The sequence below is a fragment of the Brachybacterium sp. SW0106-09 genome (assembly GCF_001293905.1).
GTDB lineage: Bacteria > Actinomycetota > Actinomycetes > Actinomycetales > Dermabacteraceae > Brachybacterium > Brachybacterium conglomeratum.
In genome coordinates this window covers 128,122-149,653 of the sequence record NZ_BCAK01000008.1, presented here as the reverse complement: position 1 = coordinate 149,653, position 21,532 = coordinate 128,122, and the positions used below count along the sequence as shown (strand labels likewise).

Sequence of the window (21,532 nt, the reverse complement as noted above, 5' to 3'; positions counted from 1 at the left end):
ATTCATGGCAAAATGGTATGCCAGAAGTCAGAGAGTGAACGCTGGATGGACGAGTATTCTCGGGTTGAGGATCCGTCTCGAAATCGTTCCCACGATGATGAAAGGTGATCCCCGAGTGATCAGTGGGTGCTAGGAGGGTGTTTTGATGGCAAAGATGGACCATCCGTTCTATCGTGCCGAGGAGGTGTCGTATCAGGACTTTGAGGAGTGGTTTGAGGGATTTAGTGCTATAGATTGGCAGGATCGGCGCTGGAGGAGGGCGCTCGCCGGGGCTCTTCGAAATCCGTCGCCGGAAGATCGGGTCGCCATTGCAAGCCTTCTTCTTGATCATGGTTCAGACCCGTCGGTAGTGATTGATGATGACAACATCAATGTGCTGCACGTACTTTTTTCCGGTCTCGCTGATGAACATGACTTTGAGCTCGAGGCGCCACTCTTGAGGCGCCTTTTGGATGGAGGGGCTGATATAAATCTCCGATCTCCCCGTTTCGGGTATCCGCTGGAGGCGCTCTCCTGGATGGCGGCAACCGATGATGATCTTCAGCCGTTCTATGATGTTGTTTTCGCGCGGCCGGATATAGACATGTCCGCTATCATTAACAAGCATGGGTCGACGCTCGGCGAACTGCTCATAAGTACAACCCGGCCCGACATGACGAGGCGGGCTGAGGAGTACATGGAACGAACCGAAGGGAGGAACGAGTGATGAGTGAGTCGATGGAGTTCATTCCGAAGGCCGGGGCGTGCCTGGCGACGCTGAACGTGCTGGAGGGGCGTGGGAAGGTGCGGTGGATGGTGCGTCGTCCGTCGCAGGCGCCGGCGGACAACGGGTGGCAGGTCATGAGCCACATCGATGAGTCCGACTACCTCAACGACACGTCGAACTGGCGGATCGTGGACTTCAACGAGCTGTGCGCGATCGAGCCGGCGCTGATCGGGATCTGGGACCTCCCGGTCGGTTCGGACCTGCAGCTGGTGCGGGACGAGACGGGCCTGCACATCGTCGACACCCCCACCGGGCGGGAGATCTCGCGGGAGGAGCTCTTCGTCCCGCCGCAGTTCCGCGGCCAGTAGCCTCACCGCATGGCATCCCGCACCCGTCGACCGGCGTCCCCTGCCCTCACCGGCACCGCACTCGTGGAGACGCTGCTCGGCGGCTGGCGGGCGCTGTCCCGCCTCGAGGTGGACGGCTTCGCGCTCCAGCGCTCCCGCGGCGTCACCCGCCGCGCGAACAGCGCCGTCCCGATCGACCCGCCGACGGACCCCGACTCCCTCGACGCTGCGCTGACGAGGATCGAGGGACTGCTCGGCGCCGCGGGGGAGAGCCCCACGTTCCGCCTCTTCTCCGCCGACGGCCTCGACCACGAACCCGTCCGCGCGGCTCTCGAGCAGCGCGGCTATGCAGCCGGACCACCTGTCCATGTCCTGCTCCGCCCGCTCGCCGATCTCCGCGCCGCCCCAGATCCGCGGGCCGCGATCACCGTTGGCGCCCCGCCCGAGGACTGGCTCGAGGCGTCCTGGCGCCTCGCCCCGCGCCCCGAGGAAGGCGCTCGCAAGACGCTGCGCGACCTCATGGCCGGCACCCCCGGCGTCTACCTCGCCCTTACCGACACTGCCTCGAACTCCCGCGAGTCCGTCGCTGTCGGCCGTGCCGCGCTCGTCCCGCACCGCCGCCGCACGATCGCCGTGCTCGACCAGATCGCCGTGGACCCGGGCCGCCGACGGGAGGGGCTCGGGCGGGCCGTCGTGCGCTCCCTGCTCTCCCTCGCCGCCGTCCAGGGCGCGGACTTCGCCCTGCTCGAGGTCGAGACCGGGAACACCGCCGCCCGCGCCCTGTACCGCGGCGAGAAGTTCGCGCCGGTGGGCGAGTACCGCTATCTCACCCGGCCCTGAGTCGGCCCGACGCCGCGCCGCACCCGCGCGAGAGCGGCACCCCTGCGCGGCCGTCGAACCGGAGCGCGCACCCGTCCTAGACTGTCCCCATGCCTTCGATCGGACGAGATGACGTCGCACGCCTCGCCGACCTCGCACGGATCCAGCTCACCGAGGAGGAGATCACCCGCTTCGCCGGTGAGTTCGACTCCATCATGGACGCTGTCGCCTCCGTCTCCGAGGTCGCCTCCGAGGACGTCCCCGCGACCTCCCACCCCATTGCCATGACGAACGTCTTCCGCGAGGACGTCGTGACCGAGACCCTCACGCAGGAGGAGGCGCTGGCCGGCGCCCCCGATGCGCAGGACGGCCGCTTCGCCGTCCCGCAGATCCTGGGCGAAGAATGACGAGTGTGAGGAGACCGATGCTTTCCCCCGACATGATCCGCCGCAGCGCCGCCGCCCAGGCCGCCGCGCTGCAGGCCGGTGAGACCTCCTCCGAGGAGCTCACCCGCGCCCACCTCGACCGCATCGCGGCCGTCGACGGCGACCTGAACGCCTTCCTCCACGTCAACGAGGAGGAGGCCCTGGCCACCGCGCGCGAGGTCGACTCCCGCCGCGAGGCCGGCGAGGAGCTGCACCCCCTCGCGGGCGTGCCGATCGCCGTCAAGGACGTCCTGGTCACCAAGGGCCAGCCCACCACCGCCGGCTCCAAGATCCTCGAGGGCTGGGTCCCGCCGTACGACGCGACCCTCGTCGAGAAGCTCCGCGCTGCGGGCCTGCCGATCCTCGGCAAGACCAACATGGACGAGTTCGCGATGGGGTCCTCCACCGAGACCAGCGCCTACGGCCCCACCCGCAACCCCTGGGACCCGGGCCGCATTCCCGGCGGCTCGGGCGGCGGCTCCGCCGCCGCCGTCGGCGCCTTCGAGGCCCCGCTCGCGATCGGCACCGACACCGGCGGCTCCATCCGCCAGCCCGGCGCCGTTACCGGCACCGTGGGCGTCAAGCCCACCTACGGCTCCGTCTCCCGCTACGGCCTGATCGCCATGGCCAGCTCCCTGGACCAGGCCGGGCCCGTCACCCGCACCGTCGAGGACTCGGCGCTGCTGCACGAGCTGATCGCCGGGCACGACCTGCGCGACTCGACCTCGCTGCCGGACCCCGTCGGCGCCTACGCCGAGGCGGCCCGCAAGCGCGACGTGAAGGGCCTGCGCATCGGCGTGATCGAGGAGCTCGAGGGCGAGGGCTTCGCCCCCGAGGTCCGGGCCCGCTTCACCGAGTCCCTCGACCAGCTCGAGCGCGCCGGCGCCGAGATCGTCCGGGTCTCCTGCCCGAACTTCGAGTACGCGCTCGGCGCCTACTACCTGATCATGCCCTCGGAGGCCTCCTCGAACCTCGCCAAGTTCGACGGCATGCGCTTCGGCCTGCGGGTGATCCCCGAGGACCACCCCACTGCGGAGAACGTCATGAAGGCGACTCGCGGCGCCGGCTTCGGCGACGAGGTCAAGCGCCGCATCCTGCTGGGCACCTACGCGCTGTCGGCCGGTTACTACGACGCCTACTACGGCAGCGCCCAGAAGGTCCGCACCCTCGTCCAGCGCGACTTCGCCGCCGCCTTCGAGAAGGTCGACGTGCTCGCCTCGCCGACCTCGCCGACCGTCGCCTTCCGCCTCGGCGAGATGATCGACGACCCCACCGCGATGTACATGAACGACATCGCCACCATTCCCGCCAACCTCGCCGGCACCCCGGGCATCTCCCTGCCCTCGGGTCTCGCCGAGGACGGCCTGCCCGCCGGCATCCAGTTCCTCGCCCCGGCCCGCGCCGACGAGCGCCTGTACCAGGTGGGCGGCGCCCTCGAGGCGCTGCTCGAGGACTCCTGGGGCGGACCGCTGCTGGCCAAGGCTCCCGAGCTCGCAGGAGGCGCAGCCCGATGACCACCACCGACATCACCCCCGTCGACTTCGACGAGGCGATCGACCGCTACGACCCGGTCCTCGGCATCGAGGTCCACGTCGAGCTGGGCACCGCGACCAAGATGTTCGACGGCGCGCCGAACATCTTCGCCGCCGAGCCGAACACCGCGATCACCCCCACCTCGCTGGGCCTGCCCGGCTCTCTGCCGGTCGTGAACGCGAAGGCCGTCGAGTACGCGATCCGGATCGGCCTGGCGCTGAACTGCTCCATCGCCGAGACCTGTCGCTTCGCGCGCAAGCAGTACTTCTACCCGGACCTCACCAAGAACTTCCAGACCTCGCAGTACGACGAGCCCATCGCCTTCGACGGCTGGGTCGACGTCGAGCTCGAGGACGGGGAGATCGTGCGCGTCGAGATCGAGCGCGCCCACATGGAGGAGGACGCGGGCAAGAACACCCACGTCGGCGGCGCGACCGGCCGCATCCACGGCGCGACCCACTCCCAGGTGGACTACAACCGCGCCGGCGTGCCGCTGGTCGAGATCGTCACCAAGCCGATCCCGGACACCAAGGGCCGCGCCCCCGAGGTCGCCGCCGCCTATGTCCGCACCCTGCGCGACATCTTCCGGGCGCTGGACGTCTCCGAGGCGCGGATGGAGCGCGGCAACGTCCGCGCCGACGTCAACGTCTCGCTGCGCACGGATCCGAGCGCCCCGCTCGGCACCCGCACCGAGACCAAGAACGTCAACTCCTTCCGCTCCATCGAGCGGACCGTGCGTTTCGAGATCTCCCGTCAGGCCGGGCTGCTCGACGCCGGCGAGTCGATCGTCCAGGAGACCCGCCACTTCCACGAGGACACCGGCGGCACCTCCTCGGGCCGCCCGAAGTCCGACGCGGAGGACTACCGCTACTTCCCCGAGCCGGACCTGGTGCCCGTCGCGCCGAGCCGCGAGTGGGTCGAGGAGATCCGCGCCGCGCTGCCCGAGCTGCCCGCCGCCCGCCGGCGCCGCCTGCTGGGGGAGTGGGGCTTCACCGACCTCGAGATGCGCGACGTCATCAACGCAGGCGCCCTGGACCTCATCGAGCAGACCGTCACCGCCGGCGCCTCCGCCCAGTCCGCCCGCAAGTGGTGGATGGGCGAGCTCGCCCGCGTGGCGAAGGACCGCGACGTCGAGATCGAGGACCTTGAGATCACCCCGGCGCAGGTCGCCGAGCTGCAGGGCCTGGTCGACGGGAAGAAGATCAACGACAAGATCGCCAAGCAGGTGCTGGTGAAGGTGCTCGACGGCAACGGCGACCCCGCCGCGATCGTCGAGGCCGAGGGCCTGGCCGTCGTCTCCGACGACTCCGTGCTCACCACCGCCGTGGACCAGGCGATCGCCGACAACCCCGACGTCGTCGCGAAGATCCAGGGCGGCAAGGTCCAGGCGATCGGCGCCCTGATCGGCCCGATCATGAAGGCCACCCGCGGCCAGGCCGACGCCGGCCGCGTCCGCGAGATCATCATGGAGAAGCTCGGCGTCAGCTGAGCCCTCGCCGCACAGCGCACGAAGGACGGGCCGCCCCGCACAGGGGCGGCCCGTCCTCTCTGCGCATGGCCCGAGGGCGTCCGCGCGGACGCGGACCGCCGCCGCGCTGCGGACCTTCGCGCCGCCGCCCTGATGTGAGTGTCTCCACGGGGCAGGTCAAGAACGGGTAAAGAATCTGCGAGCCGGATTGTCGGACAAGCACGCCGAGGTGACGAGCGAAAGCCCATGTCATGTACAGGTTCCGTTCAGTGGGAGGTGCGCGGCGTGCGGCGGAGCGCGCAGGTTACCCCTGGGTACAGTCATTCGTTGTCCGCTGTGCCGCCTCCCTGCTCGGTGACCGGCGCCCTGCGGGCCCCGAGTCCCCGACCCGGCGGATCCCCGCCGAAGGAGTGCCCCCTCAGATGCCTGGAATAGACGCGGCCGTCGAGACGATCTTCGGCCCCATCGCCGCCTTCCTCAGCGCCGTCGTGTTCTACGAGGCCCCGATCTTCGGCGGCGTGCCGATCATCGTCGTCTGGCTCATGGCCGCCGCGATCTTCCTGACCGTCTGGCTGCGCTTCCAGCCGATCACCGGGCTCAAGCACTCGATCCAGGTGATCCGGGGTCGGTACACCGCCAAGACCGATCCCGGCGAGGTCTCCAGCTTCCAGGCCCTCGCCACCGAGCTCTCCGGCACCGTCGGCCTCGGCAACATCGCCGGCGTCGCGGTCGCGATCGCGGCCGGCGGCCCCGGCGCGGCGCTCTGGATCGCGATCTTCGGCTTCTTCGCCATGAGCGTGAAGATGGCCGAGGCGACCCTCGGGGTCATGTACCGCAAGGTCAACGCCGACGGCACCACCGAGGGCGGCCCCATGTACTACCTGCGCGACGGCCTCGCGCAGATCGGCCGCAGGCGCCTGGGCCGCGTGCTCGCCGTGCTGTACGCGATCTTCACCCTCGTCGGCGTGTTCGGCGCAGGCAACCTCTTCCAGTCCAACCAGGTCGCCGCGATCGTCGCCTCCTCCACCGGCAGCGAGTTCCTCGCGGGCAACCAGTGGCTGATCGGCGCAGTCATGGCCGCGCTCACCGCGATCGTGATCCTCGGCGGCGTCACGAAGATCGCCCGCTGGACCTCTGCGATCACCCCCGCGATGGCCGTGCTCTACGTGCTCTGCGCGCTCACCATCATCCTGGTGAACATCGAGGCGCTGCCCGCGGCGGTCGCCACGATCTTCACCAGCGCCTTCACGGCCGGCGGCGTCACCGGCGGCATCATCGGCGTGGCCGTCATCGGCATCCAGCGCGCGCTGTTCTCCAACGCCGCGGGCGTCGGCTCCGCGGCAATGGCCCACAGCGCCTCGAAGACGAAGGAGCCCGCCACCGAGGGCTTCACCGCCCTGTGGGAGCCGCTCGTCGACTCCATCGGCGTGTGCATGCTGACCGCCATCGCGGTCGTCATCACCGGTGTCTACCAGGGCGGCGGGGAGGACGGCGTGGCGCTGACCGCGGCCGCCTTCGGAACCGTCGCGGGCTGGTTCCCCTACCTCCTCACCGTCGCCGTCGCCCTGTTCGGCTTCTCGACCGTCCTGGCCTACGCCTACTACGGCGAGCTCAGCGCCAAGTTCCTCTTCGGCAGCTCCGCGCTGGTGCAGAACGCCTTCCGCATCGCCTGGGTGCTCGCCGTGATCGTCGGCGCCGCGATCTCGCTGGACTCCGTGATCGCCTTCTCCGACGCGATGTTCTTCCTCATGTCGGTCCCGAACCTGCTGGGCATCTACTTCCTCGCCCGTGTGCTGCGCCTGGAGATCCTGCGCCACCGCTACCGAGTGAGCGTCGGCGCCCTCTCCGAGGTCGAGCCGGACCTCCAGGTGGGCATGGGCTCCCACGAGCCCACGGCGGAGCAGGTCGCCGCCGAGGAGCACCGCACCCTGACCGAGGAGCTGCGCCTGGCCGACCTCCACCGCCAGCTCGCCGAGGACCCCGACTTCCCGGTCCGCGCCGACCACCACGACGACGACCTCGCCTCGCCGATGGGGGAGACGGACTACGACGACTGGGGCCAGGATCCCGAGCACGGGGGCGACGCCGACCCGCAGGCGGAGCGCAGCTCTGCCGGGGTCTGACCCCGCACCCGTCCTGCAAGACAGGGGCCGTTCCGGACGCACCGGGGCGGCCCCTCGTCATGAGCACGGCTGACGGACATCCGTCCATCACGGGACCCATCGGATAAGCACCTCCGCGAGCCCGTGTCCACGGCTTTTGCCCGATCCGGCACCGTCGTGGCGCTTCTCATCCGGGCGGCTCCAGGGTTTGCGAAACGACACGTTTGCGTATTCAGGGTAGGCAACCCTTACCCCGGCGGGTCCGGATGGCCCGCCGCCCCAGGAGGTCCTCCCCATGGCTTCACTCGCAACGCGACCGGCAGCCTCGGCCCCCGACGGGACCGCCGCCGCGGAGACCGGACTGCTCACCGCCCGCACCGCCGACGCCTACCAGGACCTGCTCGACCAGGTCACCCGCGACGTCGCCGAGCGGCTCCGCACGGTGCGCGCCCCCTCCGTCGGCCCCGACCGCCGGCGGCTCGAGCAGCTCGTGGAGGGCGTCGACCTCGACGGACCCGGCGTGGGGGACACCGCCGCCCTGACCGAGGCCGACTCCCTCTATGCGGGCAACGCCGTCTGGTTCCACCACCCCTCCTATCTCGCGCACCTCAACTGCCCCGTCGTGCTGCCCGCCGTCGCCGCCGAGGCGATGCTCGCCGCGATCAACACCTCCGTGGACACCTACGACCAGTCCCTGGTCGCGACCCTGATGGAGCAGCGCCTGGTGCGCTGGACCGCCGAGCGGATCGGCTTCACCGCCGGCGACGGCGTGTTCACCTCCGGCGGCACCCAGTCCAACCTCCAGGCCCTCTTCCTCGCCCGCTCCCGCGCCGAGCGCGCCGCGGACGAGGACCGCGCCGCCCTGCTGCCCCGCCTGCGGGTCCTCGCCACCGAGGCCGCCCACTTCTCCGTCACCCGCTCCGCGCGCCTGCTCGGCCTCAGCGAGAACGCCGTCGTCGCCGTCCCCGCCGACGCCGCCGGACGCATGGACGCAGCCGCGCTGCGCGAGGCGCTCACCGCCCTCGCGGCGGCGGGCGCGCTGCCCATGGCGATCGTCGCGACCGCCGGCACCACCGACCGCGGCCTCATCGACCCGCTGCCCGAGATCGCCCAGGCCACCCGTGCCCACGGCGCCTGGCTCCACGTCGATGCCGCCTACGGCGGAGGCCTGCTCCTCTCCCGCACCCGCCGCCACCTCCTGGACGGCATCGAGCACGCCGACTCCGTCACCGTCGACTACCACAAGACCTGCTTCCAGCCCGTCTCCTCGAGCGCCCTGATCGTGCGCGAGCGCGCGGACCTCGCCGCGACCGCGCACCACGCCGACTACCTCAACCCCGCCGCCGAGGCCGCCTCCGAGGACGCCGAGCCCAACCAGGTCGACAAGTCCCTCCAGACCACGCGGCGCTTCGACGCGCTGAAGCTGTGGACCACGCTCCGCTCCCTCGGACCGGACGCGATCGGGGACATGGTCGACGCCTGCTGCGACCTCGCCGCCGAGGTGCGCGAGCTGCTCGCAGAGGACCCCGACCTGCACGTGCTCGGCACCACCGACCTCTCCACCGTCCTCTTCCGCTTCCGCCCCGCAGGGCTCGACGACGCCCGCACCGACGCCCTGCAGCCCCTGATCCGTCGGATCCTGTTCCACTCCGGCCGCGCCATGGTCGCCCGCACCACCATCGACGGCACCCCCTGGCTGAAACTCACCCTCCTGAACCCCGAGACCACGCTGCTGGACGTCGCCGCCGTGCTCGACCTCGTCCGCGCGACCGGCCGCGGCCTGCTGGCCGGCAGCCGCCTCGCCGCCCCGGAGGAGACCCGATGACCACCCCCGCCCCGCAGCACGTCCACGACCTCGTCGGCATCGGCCTCGGCCCCTTCGGCCTGGGCCTCGCCGCGCTCGCCGACCCCCTCGACGACCTCGACGCCGTCTTCGTCGACCAGACGGACGGCTTCTCCTGGCACCCCGGCATGATGCTCGAGGGCACCACCCTGCAGGTCCCCTTCCTCGCCGATCTGGTGACCATGGCGGACCCGACCTCGCCCTACTCCTTCCTCGCCTTCCTCAAGGCCACCGGGCGCCTCTACTCCTTCTACATCCGCGAGTCCTTCGCCCCGCTGCGCAGCGAGTACGACGCCTACTGCCGCTGGGTCGCGGAGCGGCTGGAGAGCCTGCGCTGGCGCCGCCGCGCCCTCGCGATCGAGGAGGAGGACGACCACCTGCTGGTCACCCTCGCCGTGCTCGACGCCCAGGGCGCGACCACGCGCTTCGAGCAGCTGCGAACCCGCCACGTCGCGCTCTGCCTCGGCACCGCCCCGCACCTCCCGCCCTCGCTCGAGACGCTCGCCGCGACAGGCGGCCCCGCGGCGGTCCTGCACAGCGCCGACTACCTCGACCACAAGCCGCAGCTGCTGGAGGCGGGCTCCGTCACCGTCGTGGGCAGCGGCCAGTCCGCCGCCGAGGTCTACCGCGACCTGCTCGCCGCTGCCGCCCCGCGCGGCACCAGGGTGGACTGGGTGACCCGCTCGGAGCGGTTCTTCCCGATGGAGTACACCAAGCTCACCCTCGAGATGACCTCCCCGGAGTACACCGACCTGCACCGGGCGCTGCCCGAGGACGTCCGCGACGGTCTCTCCCGCACCCAGCGCGCCCTGCACAAGGGAATCAGCGCGGACCTGATCGACGAGATCCACGAGCTGCTCTACTGCCTCACCGCCGGCGGGCGCGAGCTCCCCTCGCGCCTGCTCACCGCCACAGCCGTCACCGGCGCCCGCACGAACGGCGACGAGATCGTCCTGGACCTCGCCCACTCCCTCACGGGGGAGACGGCCGAGCACCGCACCGGCGCCGTGGTCGCCGCGACCGGCTACCGCCCCCGCGACGCCGATCTCCTCGCCCCGCTCGGCGACCGGGTCCGACGGGACGCATCGGGCCGCCTCGACGTCGCCCGCGACTACACGGTCGACGACGCCGGCCGGCTCCACGTGCTCGGCACCGAGGAGCACACCCACGGCGTCACCGCCCCCGACCTCGGCTTCGGCGCTTGGCGCGCCTCCGTGGTGCTCGCCGCCGTGCTGGGCCGCGAGCCCTACCCGATCGAACGAGCGATCGCCTTCCAGACCTTCGGCCTGCCGGCCGCGCACTGACCGCCGGCCGCGCACAGACCAGGAGAACCACGATGGACCTGACCTTCACCCCGCTGGACCCCGCCGCCCACGCCGAGCTGCTGCACGGCTGGCTCACCACCGACCGCGCCCGCTTCTGGGGCATGACCGCGCACAGCCCCGCCCAGGTGCGCGCCTACCTCGACAGCGTCGACGCCTCCGAGCACGAGCAGGGCTGGATCGGCGCCCGCGACGGGACCCCGCTCGTCTACGTCGAGACCTACGACCCCGCGCAGCTGCTGCCGGACGGGCTGCTCGCCCCTGAGCCCGGCGACCTCGGCATGCACCTGTTGATCGCCCCGCCCGCCGGGGAGCCTGCGCACGGGCTCACCGCCGCTGTGATGGGGGAGGTGGTCTCCTGGTGCCTGCACGAGCGAGGCGCCGCCCGAGTGGTCGTCGAGCCCGACGAGCGCAACCGCGCCGTGCTCGCCAAGAACGCCGCCGCCGGCTTCCGGGTGCTGCAGCACGTGGAGATCCCCGACGGCGAGGGCACCAAGCGCGCCGCGCTCAGCGTCTGCACCCAAGCCGACTTCGCCGCCTCGCCCCTCGGCCCCGGCACCACGTCCACCGCCCATCTCCGCCCCGACATCGCCGAGCAGGCCCACCGTCACCTGATCGCCAAGGCGCTCGCCGAGCTCTCCCACGAGCGCGTCCTCGCCCCCGAGCGGCGCGGCGAGGGGGCCTGGGAGCTCGCCGTCCCCGGCGCCGATATCCGCTACCGCTTCACCGCCCGGGTGCTGCCGCTCGAGCACTGGCTCGTCGACCCCGCCTCGATCACCCGCGTCGAGGACGGCACGCCCACCCCGCTGGACGTGCAGGTCCTCGTCGCCGAGCTGCAGGACCTCCTCGGCATCCCGGACGATCTCCTGTCCACCTATCTCGAGGAGCTCGCCTCCACCCTCGCGGCCCGCTGCGCGACCCTCGATGCGGCGAGCCGCCGCGAGCGGCCGTCGGCCGAGAAGCTTCTGGACGCGGACCTCCCACGGATCGAGGCGGCGATGACCGAGGGGCACCCGGGCTTCCTCGCGGGCAACGGCCGCATCGGCTTCTCCCTGCCCGACTACCGCGCCTTTGCCCCCGAGCAGGGCCGCACCACCCGCCTGGAATGGGTCGCGGTGCGGCGCGAGCACGGCCACCTCGCCCTCGGCGAGGGCCTCACCGAGGAGGACCACGCCGCGTGGTCGCTGTCGGCGGAGGAGCGCGCAGCCTTCACCGCACGGCTCACGGATCGCGGCCTCGACCCCACGGACTACTACCTGATGCCGCTGCACCCCTGGCAGGCGGCGCACCGCCTGCCGATCACCTTCGCGGCCGACATCGCCCGCGGAGACCTCGTCCCCCTCGGGGCGGGAGGCGACGAGATGCAGCCCCAGCAGTCCCTGCGCACCTTCTTCAACCGCACCCGCGAGGGCGCCCCCTATGTCAAGGTCGCCCTCGCGATCCAGAACATGGGCTTCCTGCGCGGCCTGTCCCCGCACTACATGCGCGACACCCCCGCCATCAACGATTGGCTCGCCGCACTCGTCGCCGGCGATGCGGAGTTCTCGGACCAGGGCTTCCGCGTGCTGCGCGAGCGCGCCGCGATCGGGTACACGGGCGACGCCTACCACCGCACCCGCACCACGAACCCGCACCGCAAGATGCTCGCCGCGCTCTGGCGCGAGAACCCGGTCGCGCAGCTCGCACCGGGGGAGCGGGCCTTCACCATGGCGGCGCTCCTGCACCGCGACCACGAGGGCCGCTCCGTCGCCGCGGCGATGCAGCGCGCCTCGGGACTGCCGCCCGAGCAGTGGCTCGCCGGATACCTCCGCGCGTACCTGCGCCCGCTCGTCCACCTGCTCCTCGCCCACGACGTGGTGGTCATGCCGCACGGCGAGAACCTCATCCTGCGCGTGCGGGACCAGCAGGTGATCGGCGCCTTCTACAAGGACATCGGCGAGGAGATGGCCGTGGTGGGGCACCGCCCGCTGCCTGAGGGCATGGAGCGGGTGCGGGCCGTGGTGCCGGGGGAGGACAAGGCGCTGTCGATCTTCACCGACGTCTTCGACGGGGTGCTGCGGCACCTGTCCGGCATCCTCGACGCCGACGGGATCCTGCCCGCCGACCGCTTCTGGCACCATGTCGCGGAGGTGCTCGACGAGTACGAGGCCGAGCACCCGGACCTCGCCCGCGGCCTCGCGGGCGACGTGGACCTGCGCACCGAATCCTTCGCCCACTCGTGCCTGAACCGGCTGCAGCTGCGCAACACCCTGCAGATGGTGGACCTCGGCGACCAGGCCTCCTCGCTGCTATTCGCCGGGCGGATGGACAATCCCGTCGCCCGGGTCGGCGTCCTGATCTGACGAGCCGCCCTCCGAGGTCAGCGGGACGTGCGCGCAGCGGCGACGACCACGTCCGTGCCCTCCGGGGAGATGAGCACCGTGTACGTGGCGGAGGGATCCGAGGGGTTGGAACCGGTGATGTACCGGGCTCCCTTCCGGACCTCCTCGGGCGTGAAGCGCTGGGAGATCGTCCCGCCGTCCTGGCTCACAGGAAGCCCCTCAGAACCGTTGAAGGAGCCCGCCACCCAGCTCGTGACCTCCTCGACGGGTGCTGTGAACGAGACGCGCACGCTCCACTCGTCCAGGTCGGAGACGGTGATGCCCTTGGAGACGGAGAGCTCCGCCTCGGGCGCGGGAATGCCGACGGCGGCCAGGGCCTCCTCGGCGGTGGGGGTGTCGTCGGTCATCGGTGTGCTCTCCTCGGGGGTGCGGGTGTTGTCGCATCCGGTGCCGACCAGCAGGAGCGTCGTCGTCCCGACGACGGCGGCGCGGAGGGCGTCCCTGCGTGGTGGCGAGATCGCGTCGGTCATGGTCCAGTCGTCCGCCTCTCGGAGGTCCCGTGGAGCAGGAACTCCTTCGCCAAGCCTGCCCGATGCAGCTCCGCCAGCTGCTCGTCGGAGATCGTGGGATCGACGGGGCCGGGCAGATCAATCGTCGTGCTCTTGCTGCCGTCCCAGTTGTACTGGTCACGATAGTTCAGAGTGGTGTTCATCTCGTACCTCCACTCAGGATTGGTCGCATCCGGTGGATACACCGTGACCTGTCCGTTCATCGAATAGTTCCCGGACCCCGTTGCGTAGTACCAGTTGTCGCTCGAGGCCGTAGTGCCGGGCCAGCCGGTCTGAACCGGGAACGTCACCGGACCATCGGCGCCCGACTGCTGTGCACGTTCCAATGCGAGCTGACCGATGTCTCGCTCGCGGGTTTCGATCTGTGACCGGATATCCGGTTCGTCCGCGAGGAACGCCTCGAGGTCCATCTCCTTGTCCGCCCCCGAGTTTCCGAGGAAGTGCAACAGGTTCTCCGAGGCGTCGGGCCACAGCACCGACATGAGCGAAGCCATCTGCGTCGCCGCCTCATGGTTGGCCTGATCGCCGAGAGTCGGATCTTCACTGCCCCAGCCTCCGGCGCCCGCGTCGACGGGGTGCCATTCGGGCATCCCGGGATCAGGCACGGTCGTGCCGGGGACAGGCGTTCCGAGCCCGTCAGGGAGTCCGTCGCCGAGAGTGCCCTGCGCCGGTCCGGCGTCGTTGTCGCCATCCCGACGGCCGTCCTCACGTCCGGCCTCTCGACCGGCTCTGGGCGCCGTCTCCGGCCGAGGGGCAGGGAGCGGCTGCATGAAGAGGACGGCATCGAGGGTGCCGCCTGGATCGGAAGCGAGGTCCTGCTCCTCCGCGTGTCCATCGGCGTCGTCCGCGAGACGGTCGAGCGACCGTTCGATGGAGTCGAGCGCCGGCAGCACAGAAGAGTAGATGTGACCACGAAAGTCGTCGGCGTCCCCGCCTCTCCAGATCTCCTCCGAGCGGGCCCCGCGTGACACCGAGGTCTTGGCCTCGCCGAGTGCATCTCGGCCGGTGCGTATTGCCTGCGCGAACGTGCGCAGCGCCTCCGTGTCAGCCCCCATGAAAGTGTTCGCCATGTCATCCCCTCGTCGTGTCCTGAGACGAGCGTGACGGGTCGTGTACGTCCTGTCCATGGGGAGAGGTCCCCGTCCGGCGCCCACTGTCCGGATGGTGACATCGCCATCTCGCATGGCGGCGTAGCATGACGGGCATGGCTCAGCTCCGTTCCCGCACCTCGACCCACGGCCGCAACATGGCAGGTGCCCGCGCCCTCTGGCGCGCCACCGGCATGAAGAGCGGCGACTTCGGCAAGCCGATCATCGCGATCGCGAACTCGTACACGCAGTTCGTCCCCGGCCACGTCCACCTCAAGAACATGGGTGACCTGGTCGCGAGCGCGGTCGAGGAGGCCGGCGGCGTCTCCAAGGAGTTCAACACCATCGCCGTCGACGATGGCATCGCGATGGGCCACGGCGGCATGCTCTACTCGCTGCCCAGCCGCGACCTCATCGCCGACTCGATCGAGTACATGGTCAACGCCCACACCGCCGACGCGCTGGTGTGCATCTCGAACTGCGACAAGATCACCCCTGGCCACCTCATGGCCGCGATGCGCCTGAACATCCCGGTCGTCTTCGTCTCCGGCGGCCCCTCCGAGTCCGGCAAGCCCGTCGAGGGCGTCACCGAGAACCGGATCGACCTGGTCGATGCGATGTCGCTGTCCGCGAACGACTCGATCACCGACGCGCAGCTCGCCGAGGTGGAGGAGAACGCCTGCCCCACCTGCGGCTCCTGCTCGGGCATGTTCACCGCGAACTCGATGAACTGCCTCACCGAGGTGCTGGGCCTGTCCCTGCCCGGCAACGGCACCACCCTCGCCACCCACGCCTTCCGCAAGGAGCTCTTCCTCGAGGCGGGGCGGAAGATCGTCGAGCTCGCCACGCGCTACTACGAGGAGGACGATGAGTCGGTCCTGCCCCGGTCGATCGCGACCAAGGCCGCGTTCTCCAACGCGATGGCGATGGACGTGGCGATGGGCGGCTCGACCAACACGATCCTGCACATCCTCGCCGTCGCGATCGAGGCCGGCGTCGACTTCGGCCTCGACGACATCGACCGCATCTCCCGCTCCGTGCCGACGCTGTCGAAGGTCGCCCCCAACGGCACCGCCCACGTCGAGGACGTCCACCGCGCCGGCGGCATCCCCGCGATCCTCGGCGAGCTGGACCGGTCCGGGCTGCTGGACCACACCGTCCACACCGTCCACTCCCCGGACCTCACCAGCTGGCTGGCGGAGTGGGACGTGCGCGGTGGCAAGGCCTCGAAGAAGGCCGAGGCGCTCTTCCACGCCGCCCCCGGCGGGGTGCGCACCACCCAGGCCTTCTCCACCACGAACACCTGGGACGAGCTCGACCTCGACGGCGAGAACGGCGTGGTCCGCGCCGTCCCCCACGCCCACACCAAGGACGGCGGCCTCGCTGTGCTCAAGGGCAACCTCGCCCGCGACGGCGCCGTGTTCAAGACCGCCGGCGTCACCGAGGACCTCTTCCACTTCGAGGGCACCGCGGTGGTCTGCGACTCCCAGGAGGAGGCGGTCCAGAAGATCCTGGACAAGACCGTGACGGCCGGCGACGTGGTGGTCATCCGCTACGAGGGTCCCAAGGGCGGCCCCGGCATGCAGGAGATGCTCTACCCGACCTCCTTCCTCAAGGGACGGGGTCTCGGGAAGACGTGCGCGCTGATCACCGACGGCCGCTTCTCCGGCGGCACCAGCGGCGTCTCCATCGGCCACATCTCCCCGGAGGCGGCCGAGGGCGGGCTCATCGGCCTCATCGAGGACGGCGACCGGATCATCATCGACGTCGACAAGCGCCTGCTCGAGCTCGACGTGCCCGAGGACGAGCTGGCCCGTCGCCGTGAGGACAAGGGCGCCCTGCCGTGGCGGCCGGAGAACCGCGACCGCAAGGTCTCCCAGGCCCTGAAGGTCTACGCCCACCTCGCCCGCTCGGCGACCTACGGCGCGACCCGCCGCCCGCTCGACTGAGAGCAGCACCCGCACCCGACGAGAACGGCCGTCGCCCCCTTCCGGGGCCGACGGCCGTTCCACGTGCCGGGCCGGCTCACGCCCCGAGCGCGGCCTCGTAGCGCTCCAGCGCGATCTCGGCGACGAGCGGATGATCGCCGAGCGGGGCGGTGACCACGTCGGCCCCCGAGGCGGCGACCAGGTCGTGGAAATGGCCGGGGGCGAGGACAAAGCTCGCCACCACCACCCGTGCGTCGTCGGCGAGGTCCTCCCGCGCCGCGGCGACGGCGTCGGCCACTGGTGGTGTGGCCGCATAGGCGAACCCCGTCGTCACCTCCCGCCCGAGCCGCTCGGAGAGCAGACGCGCCATCTCCTCGACCTGCGCGACTCCCTCGGGATCCCGCGTGCCGGAGCCCGCCATCACCACCGCGTCGCCGTCGCGCATACCCGCCTCGACGAGGCGCTGCGCCATCACCTCCGCGAGCCGCGGGTCCGGGCCGAGCGGCGCGGCGGCCGTCGCGGCGCGGCCGGCGACCGCCCCGCCGATGTCATCCTTCACGTGATAGCCGAGGGAGAGCAGCAGCGGCACCACGACCGCCTCGACCTCCTCGCCCTCGCGGGTCCGGGCCTCGGCGGGCCGGGCATGGGCGGCGACCACCGCGGCCACGTCCGGGGACTGCACGTCCACGAACGCCTCCCGCACCGCGCCCGGCGCCTGCGCGGCGATCCGGCGCAGCAGGGCGCGCAGCACGTCCCGTCCCTGCCGCGAGCGGGTGCCGTGGGAGCAGCCGATCAGCACCGGGGCGGGGGAGCGGTCGGAAGCGGGCCCGTGCTCCGGCAGGTCGACGGCCTCCCGGCCCGAGCCGTGCTCCGGGGCCTCCGCCGCGGCGGCCGGCTCCTCCGGGCGCAGGAAGCCCTCGGCCGCAGTCCGGCCGACGGCGATCACCGCCGGGTGCCCGATGCCGGCCTCCCAGGCGACCTGCTCGATGTCCGCGAGGGTGCCGCGCACCTGGCGCTGGCCCGGGAGGGTCGCCTCCTGCACCACGGCGACCGGGGTCGCGGGGTCGATCCCGTTCAGCAGCGCCTGGGCGACCAGCCGCGGAAGCCACTCCACGCCCATCATCAGCACGGTGGTGGTGCCGGGGTCGGCGAGCGCCGCGATATCGGCGGGGCCCAGGTCGCCGTGGGCGTTGACCACGTGCACGGCGACGGCGGTGCCGCGATGGGTGACGGGGACGTCCCCGGACGCGGGGCCGGCCAGCGCCGAGGTCACCCCGGGCACCACCTGCACGTCGATGCCCGCGGCGCGACAGGCGAGGACCTCCTCGCCGCCGCGGCCCAGCACGAAGGGATCCCCGCCCTTCAGCCGCACCACGCGCCGTCCCTCGCGGGCCAACGCGACGAGCAGCGCGCCGATGTCGTCCTGCCGCATGGAGTGCGCGCCGGGCCGCTTGCCCACGTCGATCACCTCGACGTCGGCCCCCAGCTCGTCCAGCAGCGCGCGCGGCCCGAGCCGGTCGGCGACCACCACGTCGGCCTGGCGCAGCAGGTCCAGGCCCCGCACCGTGATCAGGTCCCAGGCGCCGGGGCCGCCGCCCACGAGGGCGACGGCCCCGGGCTCGAGGTGGGCGCCGGTCAGGTCGTTCACGCCTCCCCGCCCGTGCCGGGGCGCGGCGCGGCGGAGACGTGCACGTGCCCGCCGTGCACCTCGACGTCGAACACCGCGATCGGCAGCCTCTCCCCGCCGCCGGAGTCGAGCACCGCGCCGGTGTCGAGGTCCCAGCTCTGCTTGTACATGGGGGAGGAGAGGGTGGGCACGAGCCGCCCCTCCGTCTCGCCCTCGACCGTGAGCAGGTGGGTGCCCACCAGGCCGCGGGAGAGGATGTTCGAGCGGGAGTAGGGGTCGTGCTGCTGGACGGCGCGCACGCTCCCGTCGTCCAGCAGGAACACCGCGATCTGGGTGCCGTCCGGCAGGAGCGCCGCGGCGCCCCGCTCGGGGGTCAGCGCGTCGAGCGGGCAGATCGGCACGAGGGCGTCGGCGGGGGCGGTCATCACTGGTCCTCCTGCGAGATGTGGGCGGCGCCGGCGAGGGCGTGCTCCTTCGCCGCGAGCGGGGTCGGGAAGGTGGTCTCCGGAGCGTCCTCCGGCCGGGCCGGGCGCACCTGCTCGCGCTCCAGCACGTAGCGCAGCGTCTTGTCGTGCAGGTCCGGGGCGTTGATGAAGGACACGAACTTCGCGCGCCGCTCCGGATCGTGCACCGCCTCGGCCCACTCGTCGACGTAGGTGTCGGTGTGGCGCTGCATGGCGGCCTCGAGCTCCTCGCCGATGCCGAGGGAGTCCTCCACGATCACGCGCCGCAGCTCGTCGATGCCGCCGGGGTACTCCTCGACCCAGCGGGCGGTGCGCTGGAGCTTGTCCGCCTCGCGGATGTAGAGGATGAGGAAGCGGTCGATGCAGCGCTGCAGGGTCTCGTCGTCGAGGTCCTCGACGAGGAGCTGCGCATGGGCGGGCTGGGCGCCGCCGTTCCCGCCGACGTACAGGTTCCAGCCGCGGTGCGTGGCGATCACGCCGACGTCCTTGGCCTGCGCCTCCGCGCACTCGCGGGCGCAGCCCGAGACGCCGATCTTGATCTTGTGCGGGGAGCGCAGCCCCCGATAGCGGCGCTCGAGGTGCGAGGCCATCGCGGTCGAGTCGCCCACGCCGTAGCGGCACCAGTTGGTGCCCAGGCAGCTCTTCACCATCCGCAGCGACTTGCCGTAGGCGTGGCCGGACTCGAAGCCGGCCTCGACCAGGCGCTCCCAGATCTCCGGCAGCTGCTCGAGCCGGGCCCCGAACATGCCGATCCGCTGGGCGCCGTTGACCTTCACGTACAGGCCGTAGTCCTTCGCGACCTGAGCGAAGACGAGCAGCTTCTCGGGGGTGACCTCGCCGGCGGGCATCGCGGGGATCACCGAGTAGGTGCCGTCCTTCTGGATGTTCGCCATGACGTGGTCGTTGGTGTCCTGCAGCGAGCCGAGCTGACGGCCCACCGGGCTGTGACGCTTGCCGGAGAGAGCGCCGAGCGAGGACAGGATCGAGGCGACCGTGGGGCGGCAGACCGCGCAGCCGCGGCCCGCGCCGGTGCCGTGCGCGGCGACGACCTCGGTGAAGGTCTCCTGGCCACCCTCCTCGACGAGCCTGTACAGCTCTGCGCGGGAGTGGTCGAAGTGCTCGCACAGCGCGCGGGAGACCTCGATACCGCTCTTGGCCAGCTCCTGGTTCAGCAGCTTCGTCAGCGACGGGACGCAGGAGCCGCACACGGTGCCGGCGGTGGTGTACTCCTTGATCGCGCCGACCGTGTGGCAGCCCTGCTCATTGACAGCGTGGCGGACGGTGCCGGCGGAGACGTTGTTGCACGAGCAGATCACCGCGTCGTCCGGCATCTCCGCGCCCGCGAGCGCATCGCCCGCGCCCTCCGGCGCGATCACCGCGGAGGGGTCGGCGCCCAGGGCCCGCCCGGTCATCGGGCGCAGCTGCGAGTACAGCGCGATGTCGCCGACGAACACGCCGCCGAGCAGGGTCGTCGCGTCGTCGCTCATCACGAGTTTGCGGTACTGGCGGTGGACCGGGTCGACGAAGGAGACTTCGAGCGCGTCGGGGGTCATGGCGTTGACGTCGCCGAAGGCGGCGGCGTCCACGCCCACGCCCTTGAGCTTCGTGCCGTCCTCGCCTCGCTGGTGCGTGCGGGTGCCGCCGAGGAACCGGTCGGCGACCACGTCGGCCATGTCGTTGCCGGGGGCGATCAGGCCCGCGCACACCCCGTCGAAGGAGGCGCATTCGCCGATCGCCCAGATGTCCGGGTCGGAGGTCTGGCAGCTCTCGCCCACCACGATGCCTCCGCGCTCGCCGACGGCGAGGCCGGCCTCGCGGCCGATCCGGTCGCGGGGGCGGATGCCGGTGGAGAAGACGACGACGTCGGCGGGCAGCTCGCTGCCGTCGGTGAGCTCCGCGGTGCCGATCGCACCGTCCTCGGCGGGACGGAAGGCGGTCGCGCCCACGCCGGTGCGCACCTCGATGCCCTTGTCCTGGATGAGCAGCCGCAGCATCTCGCCGCCGCCGTCGTCGAGCTGGACGGCCATGAGCCGGTCCGCGAACTCGACCACGGTGGAGCGGGCGCCGAGGTCCTGCAGCGCGGCCGCGGCCTCGAGGCCGAGTACGCCGCCGCCGACGACGACGCCGCGGACCTCGCGGCCCAGCGCCTCGCCGCGCTCGGCGACCCAGGCGGCGAGGGACTCGACGTCGTCGACCGTGCGATAGCTGAAGGAGCCGGGCAGGTCCTTGCCCTCGGCGCGGGGCGCCCAGGCCCAGGAGCCGGTGGCGAGCACGAGCCGGTCGTACTCGTGGACGGTGCCGGAGGCGCAGGTGACGGTGTGCGCGGAGCGGTCCACGCTCTCGGCGGCGTCGCCCGTGACCAGCGTGATCCGCGGGTCGGCCCAGACCCCGGTGTCCAGGGCGAGCATCTCGGCGCGGCGGTGGCCGAACCAGTCCGAGAGGTGCACGCGGTCGTAGGGATGCTGGGACTCCTCGCCGATCACGGTGAGGGTCCAGTCGCCGGCGGGGTCCAGGGACTGCATCCGGGCCGCGAAGCGGTGCCCGGTCATGCCGCCGCCGATCACGACGATGCGGGTGCCGGGCGGCAACGGCGTCCCGGCGGCGGGGGCGAGGGGGGAATGGCCGGTGGCGTTCATGGCTCTGCGCACGGTCCTCTCTGGAGCGGGTGACCTCGTCCATACCGTAGGCAGGACCGGACGCCGTGCGCAGGACTTTCGTCGCTTCGTCGGGCGTCGGGGCGGGTCCCTCCGGGCTTTACACCGCGTCGTGACGAATCGCGTCGCGCCTGCGCCGATGCGCCGGCTGCCCGCAGGGTCTCGCGATCCGGACAGGTGGCCCCGGCCACGGTCCGGGGCCTATGGTGGGCGCATGCAGACGATCCTTCTCGTAGTTCCCGAGCGCGGCTGACGCCCACTCGTCGCTTCGAGACGTCATCCGCGCCCCTCCCCGAGCCCCAGGCGGAGGGGCTTT

General features: G+C 71.6%; 16 protein-coding genes. 11 read left to right on the top strand and 5 right to left on the bottom strand.

Features of this window, described 5'->3' with window-relative positions; all coding sequences use genetic code 11:
- The first annotated feature begins 145 nt into the window (after positions 1-145).
- The 10 genes from Y09_RS17135 to Y09_RS05995 all read left to right on the top strand — a co-directional run bounded on the left by Y09_RS17135 (position 146) and on the right by Y09_RS05995 (position 12,907).
- Positions 146-706 carry a hypothetical protein gene (locus tag Y09_RS17135; RefSeq protein WP_148639546.1) on the top strand — a complete coding sequence of 187 codons (561 nt, stop codon included), beginning with the start codon at positions 146-148 and terminating at the stop codon, positions 704-706.
- Positions 706-1,074 (top strand): DUF2185 domain-containing protein, encoded by a 369-nt coding sequence (locus tag Y09_RS06035; RefSeq protein ID WP_053916868.1) that lies wholly within the window; start codon positions 706-708, stop codon positions 1,072-1,074. The genes Y09_RS17135 and Y09_RS06035 overlap by 1 nt, the downstream gene beginning before the upstream one ends.
- Positions 1,075-1,083: 9 nt before the next feature.
- On the top strand, positions 1,084-1,893 hold the full coding sequence (locus Y09_RS06030) for an N-acetyltransferase (protein WP_053916866.1): 810 nt from the start codon (positions 1,084-1,086) through the stop codon (positions 1,891-1,893).
- Positions 1,894-1,982: 89 nt separating this feature from the next.
- A complete protein-coding gene (gene gatC / locus Y09_RS06025) occupies positions 1,983-2,279 on the top strand; it encodes an Asp-tRNA(Asn)/Glu-tRNA(Gln) amidotransferase subunit GatC (RefSeq protein ID WP_053916864.1) in 297 nt (98 codons plus the stop codon).
- Positions 2,280-2,296: 17 nt separating this feature from the next.
- Positions 2,297-3,811 (top strand): Asp-tRNA(Asn)/Glu-tRNA(Gln) amidotransferase subunit GatA, encoded by a 1,515-nt coding sequence (gene gatA / locus Y09_RS06020; protein WP_053916861.1) that lies wholly within the window; start codon positions 2,297-2,299, stop codon positions 3,809-3,811.
- Positions 3,808-5,319 carry an Asp-tRNA(Asn)/Glu-tRNA(Gln) amidotransferase subunit GatB gene (gene gatB / locus Y09_RS06015; RefSeq protein WP_053916859.1) on the top strand — a complete coding sequence of 504 codons (1,512 nt, stop codon included), beginning with the start codon at positions 3,808-3,810 and terminating at the stop codon, positions 5,317-5,319. The genes gatA and gatB overlap by 4 nt, the downstream gene beginning before the upstream one ends.
- Before the next feature lie 401 nt (positions 5,320-5,720).
- Positions 5,721-7,421: a sodium:alanine symporter family protein gene (locus Y09_RS06010; protein ID WP_053916857.1), complete on the top strand. Its 1,701-nt coding sequence runs from the start codon at positions 5,721-5,723 to the stop codon at positions 7,419-7,421.
- Between the two features lie 274 nt (positions 7,422-7,695).
- On the top strand, positions 7,696-9,225 hold the full coding sequence (locus Y09_RS06005; RefSeq protein WP_053916855.1) for an aminotransferase class I/II-fold pyridoxal phosphate-dependent enzyme: 1,530 nt from the start codon (positions 7,696-7,698) through the stop codon (positions 9,223-9,225).
- Positions 9,222-10,547: a lysine N(6)-hydroxylase/L-ornithine N(5)-oxygenase family protein gene (locus Y09_RS06000; RefSeq protein ID WP_053916852.1), complete on the top strand. Its 1,326-nt coding sequence runs from the start codon at positions 9,222-9,224 to the stop codon at positions 10,545-10,547. The genes Y09_RS06005 and Y09_RS06000 overlap by 4 nt, the downstream gene beginning before the upstream one ends.
- Before the next feature lie 32 nt (positions 10,548-10,579).
- Positions 10,580-12,907: a GNAT family N-acetyltransferase gene (locus Y09_RS05995; RefSeq protein WP_053916850.1), complete on the top strand. Its 2,328-nt coding sequence runs from the start codon at positions 10,580-10,582 to the stop codon at positions 12,905-12,907.
- Positions 12,908-12,924: 17 nt separating this feature from the next.
- On the opposite strand, the gene Y09_RS05990 is transcribed toward Y09_RS05995, so the two are convergent.
- Positions 12,925-13,416 carry a hypothetical protein gene (locus tag Y09_RS05990; RefSeq protein ID WP_053916848.1) on the bottom strand — a complete coding sequence of 164 codons (492 nt, stop codon included), beginning with the start codon at positions 13,414-13,416 and terminating at the stop codon, positions 12,925-12,927.
- Positions 13,413-14,525 (bottom strand): hypothetical protein, encoded by a 1,113-nt coding sequence (locus Y09_RS05985; protein WP_053916846.1) that lies wholly within the window; start codon positions 14,523-14,525, stop codon positions 13,413-13,415. The genes Y09_RS05990 and Y09_RS05985 overlap by 4 nt, the downstream gene beginning before the upstream one ends.
- A gap of 134 nt (positions 14,526-14,659) precedes the next feature.
- On the opposite strand from Y09_RS05985, the gene ilvD reads away from it, so the two are divergent.
- The gene (gene ilvD / locus Y09_RS05980) at positions 14,660-16,492 is read left to right on the top strand and encodes a dihydroxy-acid dehydratase (RefSeq protein ID WP_053916843.1); all 1,833 of its coding nucleotides are present in this window, start codon (positions 14,660-14,662) and stop codon (positions 16,490-16,492) included.
- A 76-nt stretch (positions 16,493-16,568) separates the two neighbouring features.
- Here the strand turns inward: ilvD and cobA are convergent, their stop codons facing one another.
- The 3 genes from cobA to nirB are packed head-to-tail and all read right to left on the bottom strand — an operon-like array spanning position 16,569 to position 21,198.
- Entirely contained in the window at positions 16,569-18,119 is a 1,551-nt protein-coding gene (cobA, locus tag Y09_RS05975; RefSeq protein ID WP_053916841.1) for a uroporphyrinogen-III C-methyltransferase, read from the bottom strand.
- On the bottom strand, positions 18,116-18,523 hold the full coding sequence (locus Y09_RS05970; RefSeq protein WP_053916839.1) for a nitrite reductase (NAD(P)H) small subunit: 408 nt from the start codon (positions 18,521-18,523) through the stop codon (positions 18,116-18,118). The genes cobA and Y09_RS05970 overlap by 4 nt, the downstream gene beginning before the upstream one ends.
- Positions 18,523-21,198: a nitrite reductase large subunit NirB gene (nirB, locus tag Y09_RS05965; protein WP_053916837.1), complete on the bottom strand. Its 2,676-nt coding sequence runs from the start codon at positions 21,196-21,198 to the stop codon at positions 18,523-18,525. Before nirB ends, Y09_RS05970 begins: the two co-directional genes overlap by 1 nt.
- Positions 21,199-21,532 lie beyond the last annotated feature (334 nt).